11 protein-coding genes and 1 tRNA gene are annotated in these 16,452 nt (G+C 59.9%); 4 read left to right on the top strand and 8 right to left on the bottom strand.

What is annotated here, in order from left to right; genetic code table 11:
• Positions 1–54: 54 nt before the first annotated feature.
• Both P5540_11360 and P5540_11355 read left to right on the top strand, forming a co-directional pair.
• Positions 55–147 (top strand) — tRNA-Ser (locus P5540_11360).
• A 206-nt stretch (positions 148–353) separates the two neighbouring features.
• Positions 354–1,115 carry a tRNA threonylcarbamoyladenosine dehydratase gene (locus P5540_11355; GenBank protein HRT65411.1) on the top strand — a complete coding sequence of 254 codons (762 nt, stop codon included), beginning with the start codon at positions 354–356 and terminating at the stop codon, positions 1,113–1,115.
• Between the two features lie 28 nt (positions 1,116–1,143).
• On the opposite strand, the gene P5540_11350 is transcribed toward P5540_11355, so the two are convergent.
• The 6 genes from P5540_11350 to P5540_11325 form a co-directional block, all read right to left on the bottom strand.
• Positions 1,144–1,908: a TatD family hydrolase gene (locus P5540_11350; GenBank protein HRT65410.1), complete on the bottom strand. Its 765-nt coding sequence runs from the start codon at positions 1,906–1,908 to the stop codon at positions 1,144–1,146.
• A 52-nt stretch (positions 1,909–1,960) separates the two neighbouring features.
• Positions 1,961–2,881, bottom strand: a complete 921-nt coding sequence (locus P5540_11345; GenBank protein ID HRT65409.1) for a lysophospholipid acyltransferase family protein — start codon at positions 2,879–2,881, stop codon at positions 1,961–1,963.
• A 3-nt stretch (positions 2,882–2,884) separates the two neighbouring features.
• Positions 2,885–4,261, bottom strand: coding sequence for an MBL fold metallo-hydrolase (locus P5540_11340; protein ID HRT65408.1), 1,377 nt, complete (start codon positions 4,259–4,261; stop codon positions 2,885–2,887).
• A gap of 147 nt (positions 4,262–4,408) precedes the next feature.
• Positions 4,409–6,703, bottom strand: coding sequence for a PPC domain-containing protein (locus tag P5540_11335; GenBank protein ID HRT65407.1), 2,295 nt, complete (start codon positions 6,701–6,703; stop codon positions 4,409–4,411).
• Positions 6,700–8,001, bottom strand: a complete 1,302-nt coding sequence (locus P5540_11330) for a DUF1501 domain-containing protein (GenBank protein ID HRT65406.1) — start codon at positions 7,999–8,001, stop codon at positions 6,700–6,702. Before P5540_11330 ends, P5540_11335 begins: the two co-directional genes overlap by 4 nt.
• Before the next feature lie 46 nt (positions 8,002–8,047).
• On the bottom strand, positions 8,048–9,643 hold the full coding sequence (locus tag P5540_11325; protein HRT65405.1) for a DUF1553 domain-containing protein: 1,596 nt from the start codon (positions 9,641–9,643) through the stop codon (positions 8,048–8,050).
• 178 nt (positions 9,644–9,821) lie between these two features.
• Between P5540_11325 and P5540_11320 the strand changes: the two genes are divergently transcribed.
• Positions 9,822–11,063, top strand: a complete 1,242-nt coding sequence (locus P5540_11320; GenBank protein ID HRT65404.1) for a hypothetical protein — start codon at positions 9,822–9,824, stop codon at positions 11,061–11,063.
• Positions 11,060–12,211, top strand: a complete 1,152-nt coding sequence (locus tag P5540_11315; protein HRT65403.1) for a GDSL-type esterase/lipase family protein — start codon at positions 11,060–11,062, stop codon at positions 12,209–12,211. Before P5540_11320 ends, P5540_11315 begins: the two co-directional genes overlap by 4 nt.
• A gap of 3 nt (positions 12,212–12,214) precedes the next feature.
• Here P5540_11315 and P5540_11310 read toward each other — a convergent pair whose 3' ends face one another.
• Together P5540_11310 and P5540_11305 are read right to left on the bottom strand one after the other, a co-directional pair.
• Complete coding sequence (locus P5540_11310; GenBank protein ID HRT65402.1) at positions 12,215–13,705, bottom strand: HDOD domain-containing protein; 1,491 nt, start codon at positions 13,703–13,705, stop codon at positions 12,215–12,217.
• Between the two features lie 105 nt (positions 13,706–13,810).
• Positions 13,811–15,856 (bottom strand): glycosyltransferase family 39 protein, encoded by a 2,046-nt coding sequence (locus P5540_11305; protein HRT65401.1) that lies wholly within the window; start codon positions 15,854–15,856, stop codon positions 13,811–13,813.
• Between the last annotated feature and the right edge of the window lie 596 nt (positions 15,857–16,452).

Here is a 16,452-nt window from a genome sequence, read left to right as displayed (position 1 = left end):
TTCTTTCATCCAGTTGCTTTTGACGGCCAATCGTGGTAAATTACATTTCCCTTGGGAGAGATGACCGAGTGGTTGAAGGTGGCGCCCTGCTAAGGCGTTGTACGGTGTCAAGCTGTACCCCGGGTTCGAATCCCGGTCTCTCCGCCAGATTTTAGGCCCGCAAAGCGGGCTTTTTTCATTGGTTTTTTGTCCGCAATTTCTGTGCATGGTGCGCAGAAAATGCGGACAAAGAAATCATGCCCTTGAATGAGGCATTCCGGCTGAACCGCCTTGAGTATGGGCGTGGACGCCCCTTTGTTTCCGGTAATGAGGCAACAGCGAACCGGTGTTCAGGCTTGACGGGAACAGGAGTGATGATCCGGCAGCACGCACTTTCCAGAACCGAGCTTCTCATCGGGAAAGAGGCTTTGGAAACGCTGGCGGCCAGGAAGGTCGTCGTCCTCGGCATCGGCGGTGTCGGCAGTTATTCGGTCGAAGCGCTGGCCCGGTGCGGCGTTGGGCGTCTCGTGATTGTGGACGACGATACAATTTGCATCACCAATCTCAACCGGCAGATTCATGCCACCCGGCAAACCCTCGGCATGCGCAAAGTAGATGCCATGAAAGAACGTGTTCATGGAATTGACAGCCGGATTTCCGTGGATGCGCGACATCTGTGCGTAAGCCCTGATTCCATTTCATCCGCCATAGACGACGATGCGGACTATGTGATAGATGCGCTAGATACGATTTCCGCCAAGCTGGCGGCGGTCGAATTTTGCTTCCATCGCCAAATCAATATCGTCAGTTGCATGGGAACGGGCAACAAATTGGATCCGACCCGCTTTGTGGTCGGAGATGTGTTCAAGACCAAGGTGTGTCCGCTGGCGAAGGTCATGCGAAATGAACTCCGCCGCCGAAACATTCCCCGGCTCACCGTGGTGTATTCCGAGGAAACGCCGATGAAGCCGCGCGAATCGGAAGTGGCGACCTGCAAGGATGCGTGCATTTGCGACGATCAGGAGGGCCGGAAATGCAGCCTGAAACGGCAGATCCCCGCGAGCATTTCGTTTGTTCCCCCTGTGGCGGGATTCATCTTGGCGGGAAAGGTCATACGGGATCTTGCCGGTTTATAAACCGGACCTTGTCCGGAAGCATCCGCCGTCAAAACGCCGCCCATCCGAAAAGCCTTACCGCGTTGGCCGTGGTGTGGGCCGCGATGTCTTCTTCGGGGCGTTCGAGCATTTCGGAAGCGGCCTGTAGATTGTAAATGATGTTTGCAGGCACATTGATTTGCCCCCGCAACGCGACCGGCGGGATGTCCGGGCTGTCGGTTTCAAGCAGCAGGAAATCCGGGTAGACAAGTTGAAGCACCTCGCGCTTTTTTCGGCTGTTGCGATAGGTCAGGGCGCCGCCGAGGGACGCATGAATGCCTTTGTCGAGCCATGGGCGAATCCATTCCGCGCTGCCCGAATAACTGTGGATGAGTCCGCCGCGCCGGGGGATGCCGATGCGCTTGAACGAGGCCGCCAGATCGTCGAAGGCGCCCCGACAATGAATGACCACGGGCAAATTCAATTCAACCGCCGCGCGCAATTGCGCCTCGAACAATCGCCGCTGGGTATCGAAATCCGGCGATGCGATTTTTCGGTCGAGTCCGATCTCGCCGATGGCCGCGACACCCGCTTCCCGTGCCGAGGACAGGCCGTCCAGACGCGACTCGTCCCCCGGCTGAATGCGCCATGGATGCACGCCCCACGCGCATTCGACCTCCGGAAAGGTCCGCGCCAGCGTCGCCGACAACGCCCATTGTCCGGGCGTGATGGATGCCGTGACGAGTTTGACGAGACCGGCCCGGCGGGCGTCCGAAAGAACCGCGTCGAGCGACTCGCGAAATTCGTCGCATTCAAGATGGCAATGGACATCCACCAGTTTCAACGAGTGTGCTCCTCAAAAAAATTGGCGAAAAACATGCCCGGCGTTACCGGTTCTCGCCGGTGCGCCGTTTCCATTCCGCCTCGAGATGGGGGCGTTCCTTCCATCGGCGGTGAAGCCAGAGCCATTGTTCCGGCGCCCGGCGGACAATGGCCTCGAGCGCGTCCTGGCAGCGTTGTGTGTTCACGACCAGATCCTCGCGCGTGCGGCCGGTGTTCACCATTTCGATGGGAGGAAAAAATTCGAGCGTATACCCGTCGTCCGGATCGCGTGTAATCGAAAAGGGGATAATGGGCACACGCGCGCGCGCCGCCGCGAGGGCCGGGCCGATGGTGGCCCAGCACGGATGGCCGAAAAACGTGACCGGCACGGCGTTCTCGCGCGGATTCTGATCGGCCAAAATGCCCACCATATATCCGTTGGCCAGTCTTTCCATCATTTCCCGGGCCGCCCTGTCCTTGGGAATGGTAATCACCCCCCCTGATCGCCGCGTCCCATCTATGAAGGCGTTGAGATGCGGATCGTCGAATTCGCGCACAATCTCACAGGCCTTGTAGCCGCGCCGGGCCATGGCCGTCGCGCTCCACTCCCAGTTTCCGTGATGCGCGCCAATCGCGACGCAGCCGGATTCGCCCGGGATAAATTCCGTGCCTTTTACGCGAATATTCCGTTCAAGGAAGGCACCCTCGAGCTTGGGAATCTGGAAGAGTTCGAACGCCACAATCAGCATGTTTTCGATCGATCCCCGCAGAATGCGCCGTTTTTCCCCGTCGGACAGCGTGTCGCCGTACGCGAGGTCGAGGTTGGCCATGCCCGTGTTCCGCACGCGCGGGAGAAGATGGTAGAGAACAGGTGTCAACGCACGCGCGATTCGGCGGCTGGCTCCGATGGAAAGCATGGCCAACACCCGGGCAAAGGCCACCGAAACGCGCCCAATAACGGCCTTGGCGAACCGGCGGCGCGCCATCGCTTACGCCTCACACGTGACGGTCTGGCCTATCGCGGCGGAATAGGTTCGCGATTCGGATCCAATCTGCCCGTGCATCCAGTCTATGGCGTCGGGATCGCCGTGGACAAAAATAATGTTCTTGGGCCGAATCCGCGCGATTACGTCGCGGAGCACCTGCCGGGGGGCATGCGCGCTGAAATGGAACCAGTCTATGTCCTCCAGCACGACCTTGACCTTTGGACGGGCCAGCCCGAAGGCGAACGTCGCGCCCGGTTCCTCGTGCAGCAGTTTGTAGCCCAGTGTGTCCGGGTCGAGATAGCCGACAAAGAAGATGCCGTGCCGGTGGCTGCGGACCATCTCCTCGGCGAGCAGGGCCGACGGCGTGTTTTCAATCATCATGCCGGACGTGGCCACGATGATGCAGGGCTTGTTCAGGAGATTCAACACGACGCCGCGATCCCACACGTCGCCCACGCGGCCAAAGCGGCTCAACGGGCGCAGATTGGCGTCGGGATGCAGGTGATCGGTGAACCGGTTGTAGACTTCGTACAAGGCCCGGCCCAGACCGGAAGCCAGCACGGGCACGTCCGGAATGTCGCCGCTCTCCTGAAGGCGCGCGATGATATTCAGCATTTCTTGGGTGCGCCCAAGCGCGAAACACGGCACCAACACACAACCGCCGCGATCGAGCACATGCCGGATGGATCCCGCGAATCGTTCCGTCTGTTCCTCGACCGAGGTTTTGTCGGCCAGATGATTCGCCCCGTACGTGGACTCGATGATAAGCGTGTCAACGGCCAGATTGCCGTCCACTGGCTCCATGCCCGCCATCAATTCTTGATCGGCAACGCAGATGTCGCCCGTGTAGAGCACATTATGTTCCGGCGTGCGAATCAACACGCTCGCGCTGCCCAGCACATGCCCGGCGTGCAAAAACTCCGCGGTAATGTCGCCGCGCTCGTCCAGCGCGAATTCCGCGTCGAGCGGCATGCCGCACATCCGCTTGACGGCATAGCCCACGTCTTCATGCTGGTAGAGTGGATATTCCGCGATGCCCCGTTCCTTGGCCAGCGTGCCCATGACGGAGACGCTGTTGTGAAGCATGCGATCCATGACGCTGACCGTCGGTTGGGTGGAATAAAGGGACACGCCGGGAAACTGTTTGAGCAGTTCGGGGATGGCGCCGCAATGATCCACGTGACCGTGCGAAACGATGGCGGCGTCCGGCGCGCGCCTCAAAATGGAAAAATCCGGCAGCGATTCCAAGCCTTCCTTCTTGGGATGAACGCCGCAATCCAGAAGGACATGAAACCCGTTCAATTGAAGCAGATACGAATTCGCGCCGATCTCGCGGCCGCCGCCGCATGGCGTGAACGCCAGTGTTCGATAACTTTTCACAGTCTTATTATACGGCTCCGGCGCGGGCCGTGTCAAAGTGGCGTGCGCACAAATCGCTTGCCGGTAGCAGGTTACGCATGGAGGGCAAGATGTGTTTTCAAGGCCCAGTCCGTCGGATCTGTCTGATTCGATCGCGGTTTTGCGAAATTAGCGCGAAACGATTTCAAAGGGGATGGCCGGAAGGACACCCAACGACACACGTTGTGCCTTGGCGTTTTTTTTGGTTTTGGGCGGAGGCGCCGTTTCCTTGACGGCCTCCACAATCAGGTTGTCCGCGTAACCGGCCTTGACGGCCTCCGCGTCCGCTTTCAGCACGAGGGACCATTTTCCGGGCACGGAAATTGTTTCCTGAAGGGCAATCCCCTTGGGCGGATCGCTGAGTTCAAGTTTTATGCCCTCCAGCATCGGCGCTTGGGGAACCCGGAGCGACACCTGCGCCGAACCGCCTTCGGGAATGCGCACGGGAGTCTCACCGATCGCCTCGATTCGTGGCGGACGGCCCTTTCCACCCATGGCCGTGGCGAGGAGTTGCAGTGTCGGTGTCAAATGCCAGTAGGCAAAAGCCTGCATCATGTTTTCGCAGGGAGTCACGGGGCGTACGACGGTTTCATTGCCAATCGTTGCCACGCCTTCCAGTTCCAGGGCAGCCGGCGAATCAAACGGCTGGGTCGCTGTAATCGTCATGCGGACCTGATCGCAACCCGGCGGGATGCGGGCGCCCTCCAGTTTGAATCCCGGCGGCGCCTCCTTCAGCCGCAGCCCGATTTCGCCGGCAAAACCGTCTTTCCGCAACGCGTACACGGTTAGCGGGGATGTCCGGCTGGCGCGGAACGTCACACTCGACGGCGTCATGCGCAAGGCGAAATCGGGCCGCGGCGGACCGAGGCGCAACCGGTAGCCGTACTCGGCGCCGCCTTGGCGCTGCGCGTCTTCCACTTGGACGTAATAGACGCCGGCCTTCGGCAGATCCGCTCGCAGATACGAATCGGCATGGTGCGTCAACAGCCCTTCGCCTTTGTCCTCCCAATCATCGTTGGTTGCCAGCCTCGTTCCCGACGCATCGAACAGCTGCAACACCGAGTCAACCGGCGAATGCAATCTACGCGCACAAATTTCGGCCACAATTGCGCCACCCGAAGCGGTTTTGAATTGAAACGTGTCCACGTCTCCCGGATGGGCGATGCGTCCATTTACGATACGGGGCGGATCGATTTTTCGGGCCTTCTTAAGGGTATCGTTGGGTTCCCGTTCGTTCATTTCGGGCAGATTGTCCACGGCATACCGGATCGGATTCGACCTCCATGGCCCGGTGTAAAGCGCCGTTTCGCGAACCGACGCGCCGCCGGGCGCGGTATCAAGCAGAATCTCTTTTTCCGGCAGGTTCCACCCCCCGATTTCAGCGGTGATTTTCATTCCCGTCCGGCCGCCGAGCGGATGCAGACGGGTAATGAACGGCTGTTCGCCCACGATGATGCGATACACGAAATCATCCCGCCCGCGATAGATGGAATCGCGTATTTCGACCTCGTATTCGCCGCTTTCCGGAACCGCATGGAAAAAGACCGGATCCGGATCGAAACGATAGTCGTCGGCGAACGCCAATTCCCTGCCTTGGGCGTCGTGGAGGGCCAGCACCGGCTGAAACCAACCGGGAACGGCATCCGCGAGATAAGGAATAAGCGCCCGCGCCTGCACCGTGAATACCAATTGTTGTCCCTGTTGAGCGCGAAATCGGAATCGATCCACATCGCCCGGCATGATCTGTCCGTTCAGAACGGCGGGGATATCCACCGCGCCCAACTCGACCGTGTCGCGATCATTCGGTTCTTTCTCGCATACTTCGACAACGCCGCCCACCTCGAACCGAAGGGGATTGGTCAATCCGCCGCCCGTGCCGAGGCGCAGTTCGCGGCGGCCCGGTTTCGCGTCCGCGGCTATCGTAATTTCGAGAAGCGCCATGTCGGCCAGTTGCATGTTTTGCTGCTTTTTGGCGGAATTCAGGCGCAAAGCGATCCAATGCTCCAGTTCCCGAAGGCTCATCCGGTCCACATTCCGCAGCAAGGGATGCTCCGGAAGATCGAAGGCCGGCACGGTTTTTCCGCTCCGCCGCAGTTTCACCAGGTTGCCCAGGAGTTTCCGAACTTCCTTGAGTTGATCGTTGTTGAGGGGGCGCGAGTACTGCAGAACCGTCGCGCTCACGCCTGCGCCGGACACGTGGACGCTGCGCGCGCCTCCCAGGCGCTGCCCGCCGACGAGCACCTGAACGGTGGTTCCTTGCTGTCCGCCCGCCGGGTACAAATACCCGATGTGCGGCTCGCGTTCACCCGATTGTCCCCATGCGGGATAGGCCATAAACCATGCGAGGATTGCTGGAAGAATAAATAGGGAAATGGCATGGCGTCCGGCAAGACCAATCTGTATTCGCCTCGTGCTCCGCGTCATGTCATGATCTCCTTCAACCGGCCCGCCGACGGCATGACCTTCACATCGAGACCGCGCGGATTGGGCATCGCGCCTTCCGGGTCTATTCCCAACAGTTCATACATGCTGGCAAGCAGATCCTCGGGGTGAACGGGACGATCCGCCACTTCTTCCCCCGTGGCATCCGAGGCTCCCACAACCTGTCCCCCCTTGAATCCGCCGCCGGCCACCACGGTCGAAAAGCAATGCCCGAAATGACCGCGTCCGCCATTCCAAGGCGCTTCCCATTGCACTTTGGGCGTCCGCCCGAATTCGCCGCCCCACCACACGATCGTGCTATCCAGCAGTCCGCGATCGCTCAAATCCTGCAACAGGGCCGACATGCCTTGGTCCATTTCCGGCAACTTCCGGCGCATGATCTCGAAGTGCTGCTTGTGCGTGTCCCATCCACGGTAATTGATGGTCACGTAGGGAACGCCCCGTTCGACGAGCCGCCGCGCCATCAAACAGGATTGCCCGAATGTGCTGCGGCCGTATTGCTCGCGGACTTCGTCTTTTTCCGACGACAAGTCGAACAGTTTTCCCGCGTCGCCGAGGATCAGCTCGTACGCTTTGTCCTCACACGCATCCAGTTGCCGGAATGTTTCATGGGCCGGCATGGCCTTGCCGAGCGAATCGAGGGCATGAAGCAACTCGCGGCGGCTGCGCTGGCGTTCGTCCGAAATGCCTTCCGCAACGACCCCCTCGACCACGAAACGCGGCTTGCCCGGATCCCCTCCCGTCGCGAATGGCTTGTACCGGGGGCCGAGGAACCCGGCCTCCGAAAAACGCCCTTGGGTCGTGGTCAATACGATGTACGGCGGAATCAATCCCTCATAACCGTAATCGTAACCCTTGAACAACGACACAACGGCGCCCAGGGAAGGATATACCAGGCGATCGGGCTTATGGCCGGTCTGCACGATATACGATGCGGTTTCGTGGCTGTTCACGCCATGCGTCATGCTGCGGATGATTGCATACTTGTCCGCTTGCCGGGCCAGCAGCGGCAGCAGTTCGCCGATACGGATGCCGTCCACATTGGTCGCGATCGGCTTGTCCAGCGGTCCGCAATAGTCGCGCCCCGCTTCCGGCTTCGGATCGAAGGTGTCCAAGTGACACGGCCCGCCCCACATCCAGATCTGGATGACGGCCTTGGCCCGTGCCGGCGTTTTGATCGCTTGCGGCCATGCGGCGCGATGGCCCATCAGGGCGAGTCCCGCCGCACCGGCCAACCCTGTCCGCAGCGCATCGCGCCGCGTGATTCGATCATGTTTCATGAATCTCTCCTCGCGAACGTTCTGCATTTTATTGGGATCCCTCTTGTCAATGCCGGTACAGGAATTCCTTGCTGTTGATCAGCGCCCATGCCAGGTCTTCGGCGGCCTGTTTGGACGGCAGGCCGGTGTTGCGCGCATAGGCCAGCGCCGCGGCCTGTTCGGACGGGGTGGGCGGCCGCGAAAGCAGTCCCATGTAGACGGACTGCACGAGATTGCGCGGATTTCGCTTGGCCGATGCAAAAATCTGTTTCCACAGGGGGCTGCGCTCGATCCGCCGCTGCACGTCGCTGGAATTGAGCAGATAGAGCCGCTGGGCGTCCGTGGGCTGGTTGTTTCGTTCGGATTCCATGCCCGTGTCGCGCGTGGGACGCCCGAACATTTCCAGAAACGAACTCGTGATGCTCCCATCCGCCAGCGCGATGGTGCGCTGGTGTTCCGGTATGAACGTAAACGGTTCCGGGATGGGACTCGAATAACTTTCCCCCGTTCCCCCGATGCCGCACAAGGCGTCAATGAGCACTTCGGCGTCGAGCCGCCGCACGGGATAAAAGGCGAACAGCGCCGCCGCCTCGGGCCGATCGCTGCGCGGGATGGACGACTGCTGATAGGTCCGCGAATTCAGTACAAGGCGGAAGAGATAGCGAAGGTCGTATTGGGCGGCGACGAATTCCTTTTCGAGATACGCCAGCAGTTCGGGATTCGCGGGAGGATTGTCCGGGCGAATGTCGTCCGGTTCATGGATAATCCCGCGACCCATCAGCCACGCCCAGACCCGGTTGGCGATGTTGCGCGCGAACCACGGGTTTTCGGGCGTGATCAGCCAGTCGGCGAATACGTCGCGGGGATCCTGGCCGCGCTCGATGCGCACCGTGCGGCCATCCGGAAAAACGGCGTCCATCTTGTCGGTGATTTCGGGGTTCAGGCATACGATTTCCTCTTTCCATTCACCGGTTTTTTTATAGGCGATCCGCGAAAAGAATGTCGCCATTTCCTTGCGGCGATCATCCGGCCACCCATCGAGTCGAACGCCCATGAACGTTAGGGCGACGGCTTCGGCAATGGCGGCCGGATCCCGTCCCTGAACCGCGCGGTAGAAATTGACCGGTGGCACGCGGAAATTGCTGCCGCTCGATGTCAGCAAGGCGCGCACAAAACGGTCATAGGGCATGTTGGACTTGACGGCGTCGCGGATCCAGCGATGGTAGGCTTGGACGGCGTTGGGCCAGAGGTTGATGGGAAATTCCGACTTGACGCGGAGAATGTCGCACCATTTCAGCGACCAGTAGTCCGCGAATTCCTCCCGCTCCATGAGTGCGTCAATCAACGCCGCGCGTTTGTCCGGATTTTCATCCGCCAGGAAGGATCGGACTTCCCGAACCGTGGGCAACGTGCCAATCACGTCCAGATAGGCCCGCCGCAGGAAAACGGCATCGGAACAGGGATTCGCCGGCGCGATGTTTTCGGCCTGCAACGCGGACAAGACCCGTGTATCAATGGGAGTCTCCCGAACAGCAAACGTATCGCGTTCAAAAGGCGCCAATATTCCGGCATCCACGGCGGGGGTAAAAACAGCCACCGCGATCGCGGCGGTGATAAACGTGGTCTTCGTGAACCGTCTTGGGTTCAAAGCGCCGATGGACATGAGGGCGAACCTTGTATGTCGTTTTCGTTCGGTTGAAAATCCCAGTCGTCGTACTCGCACAAGCACATCATGTATAACCCGCCGGAAGCGGCAGGGTTCCACCATCCCGCGATTGCATCGCGAAGGCTTGCAATGGAATAATCGCGCCATGCGCAAAAATACGCGATAAAGGAATTGTATGCCTGCAAAAGGAAGCGCCGGGAAAAATCTGCTGCTGGCCGCGGGGTCGGTTGTCCTTGTGCTGGTCTTGACGGTGGCCGCCGACCGGACGGTTGGCCGCCTGTTGACGAAAGCCCCCGAACCCGGCACGATGGAACTGCTGTTTCCGCCGAATTCGGAACAGCATTTCGAGTCGTCGGATTTCACGTATACAGCGAAGACCAATTCGATCGGGTTGCGCGACCATCCCGTCGGCGCCAAGAAACCCGGCACGTTTCGTATCCTGTGCATCGGCGATTCATTCACCTATGGGTGGGGAGTGGACATCGATCAGACCTGGGTGAAGGGCACCGAAAAAAGACTGCGGGACAAGGGATACGACGTCGAAATTATCAACGGGGGCAAACCGGGCACCGGGCCGCCGGATTTTGCCGCCCTGGCCGAAAAGGCCGTTCCGGTTCTGGTGCCGGATCTCCTCATCATTACCATCCTGCAAGACGACGATTTCGCGGGCGCGGGGGAAGGCGTCAAGGAACCACAGTCCGGTTTCTTGGACTGGGCGCGGCTAATCTATCCGAACTTCGTTCGGGCTGTCCGCCTGGCGCGGCAGACCCGTCAAATCGCCGCCAACCAGCAGCCCGTCACGCCGCCGCAAAAAACGTCCGCCGAGGACAACCGCCGATGGACCGAAAAAACGGCGAAGGATTTTCTCGACAAGATGCCGCCGGCCGATCGGGCCCGTTTCGACCAGTTCGAAGAGAAGGTCAAGCAGGCCTTTCTTTCGGGCCGCCTGAATCCCTATATGATTGACCTTGCGATGAAAAACCGGAATTTTTACACGATTTGCATGAATCTCGACGATCCGTGGGCGCGGCAATGCATACAACATCTGGCCGAGCAGTTCGTGCGAATCAAGCGTGTCGCGGCGAATTTCGGCGCTCGATTGGCCGTGTTGACCATTCCCCACGGGCCGTATGTGAACCGGGCGGCCAACGCAAACATCCGGCGCGTCGGGTATGAGTCGAACGACGACATGTTGGTGTCCAATGCGCCGGACGAAAGCGTTCGGATCGCCAGCCAGCGCGCCGGTTTGCCCTTCATGACCGTCATGGAGGGGTTTCGCGCGCATAGGGACGATTCGAGTCTCTTTTTTGAACTGGACGGCCATCTTTCGGCCTCGGGCCACGCCCTTCTCGCGGACTTGCTCACGCCCATCCTCGAAAAGGAAATCCCTGCCGGCGCGAAAAGGAACGGCACATGATCGCCGCCCCCCCGTCCAGTTCGCCGCGGTTGGGTTGGAAGAAAACGATTATTTATTCGCTGTTGCCGGCGCTGGTCTTGCTGGCCTTGCTCGAAGGTGTGGCGCGCATCGTGGAGATATGGATTCCGCCACGGCAAATTGACCTCGGCCAGGGCTTCGATCCGCGTGTCCGTCTGTTCATCCCGTCGCCCGCCGATCCCGGCATGCTGGTTACGAATCCGGATCGGGAGGCGTGTTTCCGAAAGTCGCAGTTTCCGATCGAGAAGCCCGCGCGCAACATGCGCATCTTCGCCTTGGGTGAATCGTCGGTAAACTATCTCGACTACGAGTTTCCGCTGCTCGAGAAAAGGCTGCAGGAACAATTGGCGGAAAAATTCGACAGCGTGACAATCGTCAACTGCGGCGGATTGTCCTACGGCAGCCAGCGCATCATGGCCATTGCCGCCGAAGTCCTGCAATACGATCCGGATTTGATCATGCTGTATTGCGGCCACAACGAATTCGAGGAACTCGAACAACTCGCCATCGCGGATCTGCGAACGCTGCCCCTGCAGCGGATTTTGTCGAAATCGGCCTTGTGCCGGTTTATTCGCGACCGCATCGCCTCGTTCCAAATCAGCCAGCTTCAGGATGAACACAACCAGCGCCTTCTGGCCGCGCAGCCGGACTCGAACAAGGCGTGGGGACACACTTTTTCGCCACAGGAAATCGCCGCGCGCATGGCGGCGTTCCGCAACAATATCGCAATCATCATCCAGATGTGCCGGGATCGCCGCGTGCCCATCGTCATTGGTTCGATCCCGTCCAATCTCATCAATCCCTACCTGACCGGCGAGCATGCCGTAAAGTACAAAGCCATCCAGGACCTGTTTGCGCGGGGCGAACATGAAAAGGCCCTGCCGCTGGCCCGCGATCTTCTGAAAAATGCCGGGCGGCACCAGTCGTCGGACACGGAAAACGGCATTTTGCGATCGTTGGCTGCCGAATACGGAATTCCCCTTGCCGATGTGGAAGCCGCCATTATCGCCGCCGAGCCGCACCACGTCCCCGGCGAGACGCTATTTAACGATCATTGCCATCTGAATCCCAAGGGCAATGCCATTCTTTGCGCCACCTACGAGAAAGCGATCCTCGGCCTGTTCCGCTGACGATCAGCCTTTGCCCGCCGCCCCCCGAAGTCGCAGGGAGGTCTTCTCGTAGATGTCCATGGCGGCGGATTGGGACATGCCCAGATGAGCAAGGGGCGCTGCGCATGCATCAATCGTGTCCTTGTCCGGCGTTTCGGCGGGAAACGCGCCGGCCAGCGCGGCGGCGGCGGCCACGATCATGCACAGATCCCGGTGATTTTGGGGCGCGGTGTCGGGTGCATGGTGGCAATGAATGGGCGCCGCAATCAACGGGGGAAGGCTCCAGCGTTGCGCCAGACGGTAAGCGGCTTCGGGATGTGTGACACCGTAGGTCTCCTGTTCGGCCTGAAGCAGGTCTGCTTGCGAACGGCCGGGCGACATCGTTCCAGTGGCGTCGGGCGCGATAATCGCAAGGGCCAGGCGTCCGATTTCGTGCAACAAGCCGGCTGTGTAGGCTTCGCCGACATGTTCGCAGCCGGCCGCCTTTGCAAGGGCCATCGAGGCCGCGGCGGCGAACACGGACCGCAGCCAGAACATTTTCACGTCGAAGTGCGAGGCAACGGGAACCGGCGGCACGGTTTCCGCGTTTTCGGCCAGACGCACCGTCGCGGTTTCGCCCAGTATCGTCACCGCCAGATTGATGCTGGCCACCCGCCCCGGCATGCCGTAGACGGAACTGTTGGCCAGGCCGACCAGCGCCGCGGACAGGGCCGGATCCGTGCATACCACGCCGGCCACGTCGCGTATCGTGTGGCCGGATCGCGCCACGGTGTCATGGACATGTCGCAACGTGCTGGAAAGAATCGGCAACACATCGAGCGTATCGAGCCTCGCAAGCACATCCTCTGGATTGAGGGCGCGCTTTTGGGGCGGCGGCTTGATGTCGATCGGCTGCTCCATCGTCGTTTCCGCCTTTTCCGCCGGATAGAATCGTTCAAGTGCCGCATGGATGTCGTCGAAGGAACACAGCATGGCCTTGACGCGCAGTCCGGTCGCCTTCTCGACCTCCGCGATCGCGGAGGCATCCAACGGACACGCCATGCCGACCGTTAGCAATTTGCCCATGCGATCAATCGGCAGGAGCACATGCTTGCGTGCCAACTCCGCGGGGATAATGGGCGGTAAATCATAGGGAATATCGTAATTCCGCAATTCGATGGCGGTAACGCCGGGCTGGCCCGAAAGAAATGTGTGCAAATCGGCTTTGCTGAGAAACGCCAGATTGATAAGGATCTCGAAGAGTTTCCCTCCGCGATCCGCCTGTGCCGACAAGGCTTCGGCCAACTGGGCTTCCGTGATTAGGCCGGCCTGAACGAGCAACTGGCCGACGCGCGGATCCCGCGGCGGCGCGGCCTCGCCGGCAACCGGCGGGGCGTCCGCGAGGCGTTCCGGCGCAATGGTGAAGCGTTCACCGCACTTGGGGCATGGGTACGGCTTGCCCATGGCCTCCGACGGCACGTTGCCCTTGTGCCCGCAAGGGCAAGCCACCCGAATCACGCCGGTGTTTTCGCTCACGTTGTCCTCCGCTTTTGCGCAACGGCGCCAGTGTAGGCGGAGCAACGGCTTGGATCAAGTCGGCTTCGGGCCGTCATGGCCAACGCTTCCACATTTCAGGCGCCGCTATGGGATGCGAACCGGCACAAAGACCATCGCGCGCACGGGAACCTGACCGGTGGCGCCGGCGGCCAGCCCGATCGAGCCGGCCGCGATCCCGGACGAACCCACCCGGACAGTCCGGACAAAATGATGGATTCCCGGACAATCCGAAACATTCACATCAACCGGCGTCTCATCGTTCAGCCGGACCGTTATCGGTGGAAACAGGCCCCGTTGACCAATAGCCAGAAAGACGTCATATTCACCAGGCGCCAGTTCCTGGACAAACGCGGCGGACACGCCGGGTTTTACAAGAAATGTGGCCGTGTTCGCAGCGAAACCATCGGCAGGCGTGAATTCGCCCGCGGAAACGCGAACCGGCTCCGTTTTCGGCGTCCGGTATATGTACACGTTGTGGTTCACGTAAAATTCACCGGGACCCGTGTAGCCTGTTTCCTCCGGGGTCACGCGGCGGGCCATGATGAGACGGCTTTCGGCAAGACTTCGATTTTTTCCGGAACAATCCGAAAATGCGCCGCCGCCCGTGCTCACGACGGCCGGCGCCCACGGCAGGCTGTCCATCATGCCGGTGGCCTGGGCAATCACATAATCATAGTCAAGTAGTTCCATATAGGGCTTGGAAAAGACGGAGCCGATCATCCGCGTAACCTGAAAACAATCCTCACGGAGGGGCAATTGTTGTTTGCGCCATGCGGTTTCAATCAACACCTTGGATCCCGGCGGAATATTCGCTTCACACCAGCGGTATGCCGTCTGGAGCGGGTCGGGCGTGGCGAATTGCCGCGTAATGGCGAGACCTCGCTGTGCCGGATCGGCGAGGATCAGCCATCCAATGACGACGACAAGGCCCCGCGCCATGCGCGACCGGAGCGGGTGGCCGAAGTTGCCGCGCATGATCCGATTCAACAGAAGGGCCGCCCCGCCGAAGCCCAGCGCCCAAAAGGGAACGAGCGGCACATAACTTCGGACGACGATGTAAGGCTGCCACGCCACCAGAAGCGCGTAGAGCGCCGGAAACGAAAGCAATACCCATCCCGCGCGGCCTTTCAGAATCGGCAATGCCGCCAATCCCGTTGCCGAAAAAAGGAAAAACAGCCATCCGGATTGAATCCAGTACCGCAACAAACACCAGCCCGGATGCTTCACGGCCCCTTCGGCGCCGGACGCCAGTCCGAATTCGCCCGGCTGAAACACGGTATCGTCGGGCATGAGACTCGTGCCGTATTGTGCCGACAGCAGCGCCATGGACGCGCGGAACCGTCCATAATCCAGCACAAGGGCCGGCTCGACAATCAACAGGGCGGTCACGCTCGTCAGGATCAGAAGCGGGACATGTCTCCAGGCGCGCCTTCCCGGCGCAAGCGTCGCCGCAAGCAGTACCGGCGCGAGCGCCAGTCCCATCGTCAGTTTCGTGCCGGCGGCAAGGCCCGCCGACAGGGCGGCCAGATACAGCACGCGGATCTTCCCGTTGCCGAGATACGCCAGTGAAAGTCCTGTAGCCCCGGTGGCCATCAAGGCCGCAAGAACGTTCGGCAGCGAGAAGTGGGCCTGCTGCACCAGAAGCCGGTGCGTCATCGCCGCCAGAACGCACAACAAGGCCGCTGAACTACTCTCGAAAAGACGGCGTCCGACCATAAAAACGACAATGAACAAAAGACCCGCGTATACGGCGCTGCTGATGCGGCCCGCCAGATAAAAGTTGAATTGATCGCGATCCACGCTGCGTCCGGCGATGTCCGCCAGGGTTCTGTGGATGGCGTGTCCCGAAGCGTCCCTATAGGCCCCGAAAACCGTGTTGCCGAGGTGCGTGACGGCGCATACGCCGCACTGGATGTAGGTTCCGAATGTGCCATAGGTCAGCGAGAAGGGAGGGGTGATGCGTTTTTCGGCCAACATGGACAATGCCTGTCCGGTCGTCATCCATTCATCGTGGTGCTCAATGATGGGACGGCCGAAATCCAGTCCCCGCAAATAGAGCAGGATATAGAGTCCCGCAAGGCCAAGCACGGCCACCGCAATCAAGGATCCTCGGATTCCCCGCGTCCTCATGTTCGATTCCCGCGGCGATTGCATCCGCCAACCCGCGGACATGTGATTTCCTGGTCGAAAACGGCCTCCTCGCCCGGAAGGCATGGTGAAGGAGTGCGGATCAAATGGCCCCTGTCCTTTTCAATACCGATGGCGCCATTACCGAAATGACAGACCGTACAGTCTGGCTTGCCCGACGCGATCGCTTGACGTCTAACGTGGGCGTTGCCCACAACCCAGTTTCTCTTCGTGCGCGTGCTCGTCATCGGGCTCGCTCTAAAAAAACCGCTATTTTCGCACTCGCCAAATCAGGGGCCATAGGGTTTTCGCCTCGCACTGTTTCCTCCAGCGGTGTACACGCGAGTATAAACACGGCCGAACGGCGATTCAATGCGCCGGTTTTGCACGGGATCTCGTTCTTGGCACTCGACGTGATGATTGGCTAATATGATGCCATATTGACAAAATAAATAAGAATATTTGTAATAGCAATGCGATTCGACGCCTCTTTATTTTTAGGGATCATGCAAAGAGGCGCGCAAAATGAAATATTTTGTAAACGCTCTAAATGCAATGAGATAAGAGGTATTGACAAAACATGGATTCTCCTGATATGA

The sequence above is a fragment of the Candidatus Hydrogenedentota bacterium genome (assembly GCA_035450225.1).
Classification (GTDB): domain Bacteria; phylum Hydrogenedentota; class Hydrogenedentia; order Hydrogenedentales; family SLHB01; genus DSVR01.
Note: the sequence above shows the minus strand (reverse complement) of the source record. Positions and strands in the feature narration are given on the sequence as shown.